At 48.4% G+C, this 7,849-nt stretch carries 8 protein-coding genes and 2 tRNA genes; all 10 read right to left on the minus strand.

Going from position 1 to position 7,849, the window contains the following annotated elements:
• Positions 1 to 51: 51 nt before the first annotated feature.
• A complete protein-coding gene (locus tag Q1V74_RS03120; protein WP_300647019.1) occupies positions 52 to 870 on the minus strand; it encodes an energy transducer TonB in 819 nt (272 codons plus the stop codon).
• Positions 871 to 974: 104 nt separating this feature from the next.
• Positions 975 to 1,976 (minus strand): ArsA family ATPase, encoded by a 1,002-nt coding sequence (locus Q1V74_RS03125; RefSeq protein ID WP_300647020.1) that lies wholly within the window; start codon positions 1,974 to 1,976, stop codon positions 975 to 977.
• Positions 1,976 to 2,254: a cory-CC-star protein gene (locus Q1V74_RS03130; protein ID WP_300647021.1), complete on the minus strand. Its 279-nt coding sequence runs from the start codon at positions 2,252 to 2,254 to the stop codon at positions 1,976 to 1,978. Before Q1V74_RS03130 ends, Q1V74_RS03125 begins: the two co-directional genes overlap by 1 nt.
• A 9-nt stretch (positions 2,255 to 2,263) precedes the next feature.
• Positions 2,264 to 3,937, minus strand: a complete 1,674-nt coding sequence (locus Q1V74_RS03135; protein ID WP_300647022.1) for a carbon starvation protein A — start codon at positions 3,935 to 3,937, stop codon at positions 2,264 to 2,266.
• A gap of 197 nt (positions 3,938 to 4,134) precedes the next feature.
• Positions 4,135 to 4,210 (minus strand) — tRNA-Val (locus Q1V74_RS03140).
• Between the two features lie 67 nt (positions 4,211 to 4,277).
• Positions 4,278 to 4,353 (minus strand) — tRNA-Val (locus tag Q1V74_RS03145).
• 107 nt (positions 4,354 to 4,460) lie between these two features.
• Positions 4,461 to 4,736: an HU family DNA-binding protein gene (locus tag Q1V74_RS03150; RefSeq protein WP_260649732.1), complete on the minus strand. Its 276-nt coding sequence runs from the start codon at positions 4,734 to 4,736 to the stop codon at positions 4,461 to 4,463.
• A gap of 248 nt (positions 4,737 to 4,984) precedes the next feature.
• Complete coding sequence (locus tag Q1V74_RS03155) at positions 4,985 to 6,226, minus strand: cystathionine gamma-synthase family protein (RefSeq protein ID WP_300647023.1); 1,242 nt, start codon at positions 6,224 to 6,226, stop codon at positions 4,985 to 4,987.
• Between the two features lie 129 nt (positions 6,227 to 6,355).
• Positions 6,356 to 7,102, minus strand: coding sequence for a 23S rRNA (guanosine(2251)-2'-O)-methyltransferase RlmB (gene rlmB / locus Q1V74_RS03160; RefSeq protein ID WP_260649730.1), 747 nt, complete (start codon positions 7,100 to 7,102; stop codon positions 6,356 to 6,358).
• Positions 7,103 to 7,123: 21 nt separating this feature from the next.
• On the minus strand, positions 7,124 to 7,849 hold a 726-nt coding region (locus Q1V74_RS03165), incomplete at its 5' end, for an RNB domain-containing ribonuclease (protein ID WP_300647024.1).

Raw genomic sequence — 7,849 nt, forward strand, 5'->3', positions numbered from 1 at the left:
GGCTAATCCTAACAATAACGCATCAAATAGCTCCTGCATCATGCCTGAGTCCTATAAAACAAAATCAAAAGGAATATCTGCCATGGCTTTATACGCAATGCCATTTTCGGTATAGGGTTTAAATTTTACTTTGCGCACCGCTGTTAAAGCGGCTTGATCCAAACGCTCATGTCCTGATGAGCTTTTTACCCAAACATCCATCACCGTGCCTTGGGGTGAGATCAAAACACGCACGATGACCTTGCCCTGCTCATTTCTACGCTGCGAAGCACGTGGATAAACAGGCCGTGGCGGCGCCCCCAAGTAATTCACTTGCCCAACCACCCGTGGACGATCTGGGTCAACGGCCTTAGCCTGCTGCCCACCTACTGCTTTATCCATCTGGCTACGCTCTGGCGCAGTGACTGGCTGCGTTTTTTCTGCCACAGGGACATTTGGTTTAGGTTGCGGCTTAGGCGCAGGCTGAGGTTTAGGCTCGGGTTTGGGCTTAGGTTCCGGTTTGGGTTTGGGCTTAGGCTTTTCTACCACTGGCTCAGGAATAACCGGATCCTCTACGACCGGTTCGGGTTCGGGTTCGGGCTCTGACTCTGGCTCAGGCTCCGATTCAAGTTCAGGCTCAATCTCCTCTTGAGTAGCTTCTTGAATTTGCTCTGCTAGCTGTTCCGCCGTCACATGCTCTTCGAATTCATTTAAATCAAATAGACTAACGCCTATTACCTCTTCCTGAGCAGGCTCCCCTACCATTTTTGGCGCGGACTGATGCAACATAAATGCAAACACCCCAGCATGCAGACTAACTGCTGCCGTTAAGCCAGTGATTTTTAACCAAAGACGAGAGCGTTCCAACGAATGATGGGAGGGATGTGGCATACCTACGCCTACAAATAGTCATATTTACAGGCGCACTAAAGCACGCCAACCAAAGCGCCATCTTAGCAGTAATGATAATAGTTATCAATACCATTTAACAAATGCTAAGTACTAAGTTGGTCACCAAGAGCGTGCAATACATCTAAGCCAACAATTTCCTGATCTTGGAGCGGAAGCTGGCGTAAAGGGTATCCGGCAAACCGCTGCTGAATATCGGCTAAATAGGTTTGCTGTCGCTGCAAATGAGACTGCCAAAAAGCCTCGCCCAGCGTAGGAGGTAATACCCGATTAATCACTAGCCCAGCCACTTGCACCCCAATATCCGTTAGCGCCTGTACGGCCCGGTCTGTTTCCAGTACAGGCAATCGCTCGGGGGTAAGAACAAAGACAAAAGCGCTTTGTGTGGCATCATGCAAAATACGGCGGGCCCGATGAAATAAGCGTTGACGTGCTAATAAGGTAGAAGCCAGTTCTTGGCTTTTTGAATCTAAACCAGAGTCGGTGTTTTGGTGCGGATCTGAAAGCACGTGTGCTACATCACGCTGTGGAGTCAAATGAGAAAGCACCTTCGCTAACTGCTCTGAGCGCTGGTTGTGTTTTAATAATCCATCCGTCCAAGCAGCGATAATTTCGGGTAAGCTCAATAAGCGTAAGGTATGTCCTGTGGGCGCTGTATCAAAAATAATCAGATCATATTCGTCTAACCCGGTATCCAATAAGTTTGCCATACGCTCCAAGAGCGCTGCCTCCTGCGCTCCGGGCGATAGGCGGGACAAACGTAAATGACGTTGTAATTCATGGATTTGATCAGGCCCTGCAAAACGACGCATTTGTGCCAGCACCCGATCCAAATACGCATCGACCTCTTTTTCTGGGTCTAGCTCTAAAGCGTAAAGATTAGGAGTCAAATGCACAATGGCCGCCCCAATAGAGCGGCCAAACACATCCGCTAAACTATGAGCCGGATCAGTAGAAACCAGTAAAACCCGCTGTGTCTGCGAGGCGCGTAGTGCTAGTGCCGCCGCCACCGTTGTTTTACCGACGCCACCTTTACCGCCAATGAGTAAAACCCGCTGTTGAAATAATGATGATATGTTTAATGACATCAACAGCACCTGAAATGATCTAATGGCGAACGCTCCATGCCCATTCGAAGATGCCAATCATGGAACCGCTGCAATAAAATCGGTTGTAGTTCCAAGGTATACCACGAAGCGGGATTCGGTACGCCCATCATTTCAGAAAAAACCAATAACATAAATAGGTCGTCCTCCTCGCGTTTTGCCCGCGCAATCGCGGCACGATAAGGAGCATTATAGTATTGCGTACCCAATGTATTAGCTTGCTCACACCAATGTTTAAGCCGTGACCAAATCCCGTCCATGATGCTTCCTTAATTCGAAGCGATGAGTTTACGCTTTTCTGAGCGCAGCGCACTCACGCACTCTAATGTCACCAAAATAGCCGCTACCAATACGATCAGATCTAACCCAAATAAGAACCAGTCTTCTTTAAGATAAAAACCGTGAAGCTGTATAAGCAGCGCCGCCAAAGTCATCAGCAATAAAAAAGCCAAAGGCACAATAACGTAGGTTGCGGTCACACGCTTACGTACTAGCATGACAGCAATAACTAATAAGGTTAAGCCGGCTAACAGCTGGTTGGTTGTACCAAATAATGGCCAAATCAGTAAACCACCAGAACCATCAGCGCCCCCAGCACCAAAAGCCAGTATCAAGCAGCTCCCAACCGCCAAGAGAGTGGCCGGTAACGGTTTACCTAACCATTTAATATTGTAGATCTCGCCCCACTCTTGGAAAATATAACGCTGTAGGCGTAGACCTGTATCCATAGTGGTGCCAGCAAACAACGCCGCCATCACAGTGAGCATCGTAGCTGCAATCTCTGCGTTAAACCCTAAGCCTGCGCTCAAAATGGTTGCTCCACCATTCACAAAAGCACCCACCCCGCCTTTACCGAAGGCATCATAAACGGCTTGCCAGTCTGCGAGTGTAGCAAAACCTGCCGTAGCCGCCACAATCGCCGCCAAAGCAAGAGCACCCTCGCCCACGGCGCCAAAGTAGCCAACCAAACGTGCATCGGATTCTTTGTTGAGCTGTTTAGATGTGGTGCCCGAGGCCACTAAACCATGAAAACCAGAAATCGCGCCACACGCAATCGTTACAAACAACAACGGAATCATAGATGGCGTGCCGGCAGGAACCTCGGCATTAATTGCCGGAGCAACAACAGTTGGGTTTGCAATAAACACCGCAACATATAACAACCCAAGCCCAACGAATAACTGCAAGCCATTAATGTAATCCCGTGGTTGCAGGAGCATCCACACCGGCAGCAAAGAGGCAACCGCCGCATAGAAAAACAATAATAAAATCCAGGTGGCGTTAGCGGATAATCCCATCACCTGATCAGGCAGGCTCAAAGGAACGGCAGGACCGATGTAGATTAGAGCATATAAAACAGCCACCCCTACAAAAGACACCAAGCCTAGGCTAGCTTTGGCGCGGTAGATAAGCTGTCCAATAACCAAAGCAACGGCGATGGCCCCCCACACGGGGATAACGGAGCCGGGATTATTAATAAGTAACCCCGCAATCACGACACCAAACACCGCGTTGACCATGAGCAAAACCAGAAAGATCACGATCATAAACACAGAGCGTGCCCGTTTACCCACCACATCACCAGTGAGCGCTCCAACGGATTTGGCATTATTACGGATACTGGCCCAAATAGCACCAAAGTCGTGCATACCAGCAAAAAACACAGTCCCGAGGGTTACCCATAAAAATGCCGGTAACCATCCCCAAATAACAGCGATAGCGGGCCCTACAATAGGTGCCGCCCCTGCTACTGAAGTAAAATGATGCCCCCACAACACGTATTTATTGGTCGGCACAAAATCAATACCGTCTTCAAATTCGTGGGCAGGTGTTGGACGAGAGTCGTCAAGTTGGAAGATTTTTTCGGCGATAAAACGCGAATAGAAGATATAGCCTAGAGCCATACCACCCAGCCCTAGTACAACCAATAGGATGGCACTCATGTGTGTCCCCCTTTGTACGTTGTTGAAAGGTGCAGCAGGATGTATTAACGTTAGCTACTTGCTAATTAACGCTACCTTATCTTTATAACAAAGAGGCTGTTGGGTTGAACCTGTGATTATCCCTAAGATCACACATAAAACCACTAGGCAAAAAAAAAGAACTCAGCGTGATGCTGTCGTTCTTTTTTAGACGAAGATGGTGGGTGTTGACGGGATCGAACCGCCGACCTACGCCTTGTAAGGGCGCCGCTCTACCAGCTGAGCTAAACACCCATCTTTAGTCTGAGGTTGTCACAAAATAAAAAAGGACTTGTATTAAGCCCTGATATACAACAAGTGCTGGTGGGTGTTGACGGGATCGAACCGCCGACCTACGCCTTGTAAGGGCGCCGCTCTACCAGCTGAGCTAAACACCCATTTGGTCTTGCTGCATGTCGTTTGCTGCGACAACAAAAATAATTATAGGGCGTATAAAAAATAAATGCAAGCGTTTTTTGCATTTATTTCTACGCCCTAACTTACATTAACCGTTTACGGCGTCACGCAAGGCTTTTCCAGGACGGAACTTGGGCACAATAGCCTCTTTGATTTCAATGGTTTCACCTGTACGAGGGTTACGACCTGTACGCGCCGCACGCTCAGAAACAGCAAACGTACCAAAACCAACCAGAGTCACGGATTCTTTTTCTTTGAGTGTGGTGGTAACCGCATCAATAAAAGCGTCTAGCGCACGACCTGCCTCGGCTTTAGATAAGTCAGCTTTGTTGGAAATAAAGTCGATTAGTTCGGTTTTATTCATTTAAGAATTACCCCTGAATAATGAATAACAGCACAAAAAACTGTGCTGTGATGAAAAGAAATGGAAACGGCGATCAGGTAGCGGTTTCACCCCCAAACGCAACCATGCGGTATTAAGCCTAGATTTGTGAACGCTGTCAAGACAAAACATGCTGAAAGCCGCATCAATACAGTGTTTTTAACACTTAACGCGCAGAATGTGAACACCCTTGGGCACAAAAGCGGCTCAACTACAATAAATCTATGCTTTTACACCGAAAAAGCGCTAAGGGCTTGACTGAAATCATGAATCAAATCCTCGGTATCCTCTATCCCTACAGAAACACGCAACAACCCATCCGCAATCCCCATCAGCGCCCGCTGCTTAGGGCCCATTTCGTAATAGATGGTATGAGCCACGGGTAAGACCAAACTTCGGTTGTCGCCCAAATGGGTCGATAAAGCCAAAACACGCAGCCGGTTTAAAAAAGCAAAAACATCAATATGAGGCTGCAGCTCCACACTTAGCAAAGCCCCATAACGACCAGAAAAATAATCTGTTGCGCGCTTATGCTGCGCATGGCTTGCCAAACCAGGGTAATGAACCTGCACAACCTGTGGATGCGCGGCTAAAAACCGTGCTAGGCTCAGCGCATTATGACAGGCTTTGGCCATGCGCAAGGATAAGGTTTCAGCGCCTATCATTAGCCGGTGTGCCGTATCGGACGACATCGCTGCCCCCATGTCGCGCAAGCCTTTTTTCTTAATTTGTGTTAAGCCCCAATTAGCTCGGTTGCCTTGACGATACGCTTCAAAAATATTCGGGTAATGCTGCCAATCAAATAACCCCGTATCCGTCACGGTGCCGCCAAGAGCATGCCCATGCCCGCCAATTGCTTTAGATAGAGAATTAATCGCCAACCCGGCTTTAAATTTTTTGGCAGGCGCTAACCAAGGTGTGCTTAATGTATTGTCAATCACAAACAATAAACCTTTTTGTTCACACCATCCCCCTATTTCAGCCAAATCCGCCAACTGAGTACCAGGATTAGCAATGGTTTCACTAAAAACCATACGTGTGTTTGGTTGATAAGCGGCTTTTACCTGCTCCACATCGGTGGCATCCACCAAGGTCACCTCGACCCCAAACTGCTGTAAGGTGCCTAAAACACTATTGGTATTTCCAAAAATATATTTACTGCAAATAAGATGATCACCTTGGCGCAACAAAGTAAAAAAAACAGCCGTAATGGCGGCCATGCCTGACGCAAAGCTCACGCTCCCCACCCCTTGCTCCATTTGGGTGATTTTACGCTCTAAAGCCGCCGTGGTTGGTGTACCTTGGCGCGCATAGCTAAAACCGGGTTTACCTTGAAAAACAGCCGCTAGCTCATGGGCGTCTTCAAAAGCGTACTCAGACGATGGATGCAAAGGCTGATGCACCGCACCATATTCTGTGCCTGCACGCCGATCCGCATGTAATAAAGTCGTGGTAAAACCGTTTTCACTCATGATGCTATCCAAAAAAGGCCGCGATCAGGCGGCCTAGTTAATGCTAAATTTGATAAACCGATGGATTTATTATGCGGCGAGAAACCGCGATTCTAAAATTCAGGCTTAGACAAATTGGTTATAAGTTTTTTACTTTGCTTGTCGTTGACGTAAACTTTCATAGAGACAAACAGCGCTGGCTACGCTGACATTTAGACTTTCCACTGAACCCAACATGGGGATACGCACCAACTCATCACAAGTCTCACGGGTTAAACGACGCATACCCTCGCCCTCGGCTCCCATTACCCACGCCATGCCTCGGCAAGCATCGACATCGTGCATGCTGGCCGCGGCCTCGTCATCGGTACCTACAAGCCAAATATCTCGCTGTCGCAACTGACGCATCGTGCGCGCTAAATTCGTCACCGTGATATAGGGTAACGTTTCAGCCGCCCCGCACGCCACGCGTCGTACTGTTGGGTTTAGCCCCACCGCACGATCTTTGGGGGCGATCACCGCATGGGCACCAGCCGCATCAGCAGTACGTAAACATGCCCCTAAATTATGGGGGTCCGTCACACTATCTAAAATCAATAGTAATGGTTTGATGCCTTGATCTTCTAGCTCATCTAACAATTGGTCTACATCCAACGTCAAATTCAGCTCTGTCGCTAACGCTACCACCCCTTGATGACGTACGCCTTTGGCCATGGCATCTAGACGCTGCTTATCCACAAAGATCAAACGCAAACCTGCGCGCTCTGCTTGCGCAATAAAATTTTGCATGCGCTTATCACGACGTGCCTGCTCAACATACAGTTCCTTAATGGTTTCTTGCGCATGGCGAATACGGGCTTGCACTGCATGAAAACCCGCCAGCATTTGTAATGACATACTACTTTTTTCCTTGAGAGATTAACGTCGTGTTCGTTTTAGTTTTGCTTTACGTGCTGCCGCCCGCTCTGCTGCCGCGGCTTTACGCGCCGCTTTACGCGCTGCGGCACGGCGCTCGCTCGCGGTTCCCTTTAAGTCTTTAGGCTTAGCTGGCGCCGCTTTTTTCTGCGGTCTGGGCCGACGCTCTGTTGCACCAGTAGTCAGTGTTTTATAAGCACTGCCCTCAATGAGACGAAAATCGATTTTCCGTGTTTCAAGGTTAACTCGAGCTACCTGAACCTGAACCGAATCCGTCAGCTTATAACGAATCCCCGTACGCTCACCACGCAAATCGTGTGTGGCTTCATTAAAGACAAAATAATCCGAACCCAGCTCAGAGACATGCACCATGCCTTCAACGTAAAGCTTATCTAGTGTGATAAAAATACCAAAAGCGGCAACGCCGGTAATTTTACCGCTAAATACCTCGCCAATGTGGTCTTGCATGAAATAACACTTGAGCCAAGCCTGCACATCATAAGAAGCCTCATCAGCGCGGCGCTCACGAGCAGAAAGCATCACCCCCAAGCGCTCCCATACTGATTGCTCGCGCTGCCTTGCGCTCAGCTGCTCATCCCCTGGCTCCGCCCCAATATCGGGCACATAGCGTTTTTTCGCTAAGATAGATTTAATGACACGATGGGTAAGCAAATCAGGGTAACGTCGAATTGGCGAAGTAAAATGTGTATAAAGCGGATAAGACAAGCC

This window comes from Paenalcaligenes sp. (assembly GCF_030152715.1).
In the GTDB taxonomy this organism is placed as follows: Bacteria; Pseudomonadota; Gammaproteobacteria; order Burkholderiales; family Burkholderiaceae_B; genus Paenalcaligenes; species Paenalcaligenes hermetiae.

Excerpts from the sequence above, each read along its gene's own strand:
- Q1V74_RS03120 (WP_300647019.1), bottom strand. The coding sequence starts at position 870 with ATGCCACATCCCTCCCATCATTCGTTGGAACGCTCTCGTCTTTGGTTA.
- Q1V74_RS03125 (WP_300647020.1), bottom strand. The coding sequence starts at position 1,976 with ATGTCATTAAACATATCATCATTATTTCAACAGCGGGTTTTACTCATT.
- Q1V74_RS03130 (WP_300647021.1), bottom strand. The coding sequence starts at position 2,254 with ATGGACGGGATTTGGTCACGGCTTAAACATTGGTGTGAGCAAGCTAAT.
- Q1V74_RS03135 (WP_300647022.1), bottom strand. The coding sequence starts at position 3,937 with ATGAGTGCCATCCTATTGGTTGTACTAGGGCTGGGTGGTATGGCTCTA.
- Q1V74_RS03150 (WP_260649732.1), bottom strand. The coding sequence starts at position 4,736 with ATGAATAAAACCGAACTAATCGACTTTATTTCCAACAAAGCTGACTTA.
- Q1V74_RS03155 (WP_300647023.1), bottom strand. The coding sequence starts at position 6,226 with ATGAGTGAAAACGGTTTTACCACGACTTTATTACATGCGGATCGGCGT.
- rlmB (WP_260649730.1), bottom strand. The coding sequence starts at position 7,102 with ATGTCATTACAAATGCTGGCGGGTTTTCATGCAGTGCAAGCCCGTATT.